Source organism: Mesorhizobium sp. M7A.F.Ca.CA.003.01.2.1, assembly GCF_003998945.1.
Taxonomy (GTDB): Bacteria; Pseudomonadota; Alphaproteobacteria; order Rhizobiales; family Rhizobiaceae; genus Mesorhizobium; species Mesorhizobium ciceri.
This window is the reverse complement of the sequence record NZ_RZRA01001184.1, coordinates 1-1421: the sequence shown is the minus strand read 5'-3', so window position 1 is coordinate 1421 and position 1421 is coordinate 1. Positions and strand designations below refer to the sequence as shown.

The 1421-nt window shown below is 64.3% G+C and carries 1 protein-coding gene; it reads left to right on the top strand.

Features of this window, described 5'->3' with window-relative positions; genetic code table 11:
* Positions 1–202 precede the first annotated feature (202 nt).
* The coding region (locus EN969_RS31025; RefSeq protein ID WP_164758657.1) for an ABC transporter ATP-binding protein at positions 203–1421 on the top strand (1219 nt) is incomplete at its 3' end.

The window sequence follows — 1421 nt, the reverse complement described above, 5'->3', positions numbered from 1 at the left end:
TCTCGAGCCATGCCGGGCCTCCTTCCAGATCTGCTCCGGAGACCGTCGCGCTGCCTCGGCAGACGGCGACAATCTCTGCTGATGCGAGAAAGGTAGATTGCGCTCCGGCTTAATTCGAGTAAATTTATAGAGATAATGAATTGCGAAAGCGGAAGCGATTGCCCTCGATGGCGGCGCTGGAAGAAAGTGGTTTCAAGTCCCCATGTCCTCCTCGGTTCTGAACGTAGACCAGCTGTCCGTGGCCTATGACGGGCGCAAGGGATCGCATCCCGCCGTCAGCGGCGTGTCACTGCACATCGGCGAAGGCGAAGCGCTCGGCCTGGTTGGCGAGTCGGGATCGGGCAAAAGCTCGGTGGCGCTCGCCATATTGCGCTATCTGCCGAAAAACGCCCGCATCGCTGCGTCGGCGCTGGAATTCCAGGGCCGCGAAATCCGCGACCTTTCCGCCGAGCAACTGCGCCGGCTCAGGGGAAATCATATCGCCGCGGTCTACCAGCATCCCGGTGCTGCCCTCAATCCAAGCATGACGATCGGCCGCCAGATCACCGAGACGGTCATGCGGCATCGCCCGGTTCGCCTCGAAGAGGCGCGCGGGCGCGCCGCCGAACTGCTGGGCCGCGTCCGGGTCAGCCATCCGGAGCGGGTGCTGGATCTCTATCCGCACGAACTCTCCGGCGGCATGCAGCAGCGCACCAACATCGCCATTGCCATTGCGCTCGACCCATCGCTGCTGGTGCTGGATGAGCCGACGACGGCGCTCGACGCCAGCGTCCAGTCCGAGATCATCGCCATCCTCTCCGACTTACGCAAGGATCACAAAACCAGCATCCTGCTGATCAGCCACGACATCAATATGATCCGCCGCTCCTGCGACCGGGTGGCGGTGATGCAGGCGGGAACCGTGGTCGAAAGCGGCGTCGCGAGCGATGTCTTCGACAACCCCTCTCACGCCTACACCAAGGCGCTCATCGCCTCGATCCCGGCGCTCAACTACACCAAGCGGGACGGAAGACTGGCGGAGACGGACGGCGTGCCAGCGCACCCAATGGCCCAAGGCGAAGACGCCGGCCTGCCAAAAGAACGCCGCATCGCGATCGCCTGCAAAGGCATCAGTCATGCCTTCGGCAGCCAGCCAGTGCTGCACCACGTCGATCTCGACATCGGCCAGGGCGAGACCTTCGGGCTGATCGGCGAGTCCGGTTCTGGCAAGTCGACCCTGGCACGGATCGTCACCGGTCTGCAGACGCCAAGCGCCGGATCGGTCGAACTGTTCGGCAGGACGGTCGCGCCGCGCGTCGAGAAGAGAAACCTTGCCGAACGCCGCGACGTGCAGATGGTCTTCCAGTCGCCGGATCGCACGCTCAATCCGCGCCAGCGGATCGGCACGATCCTCGGCCGCCCGCTGCGCAGGCTCGCCGGCC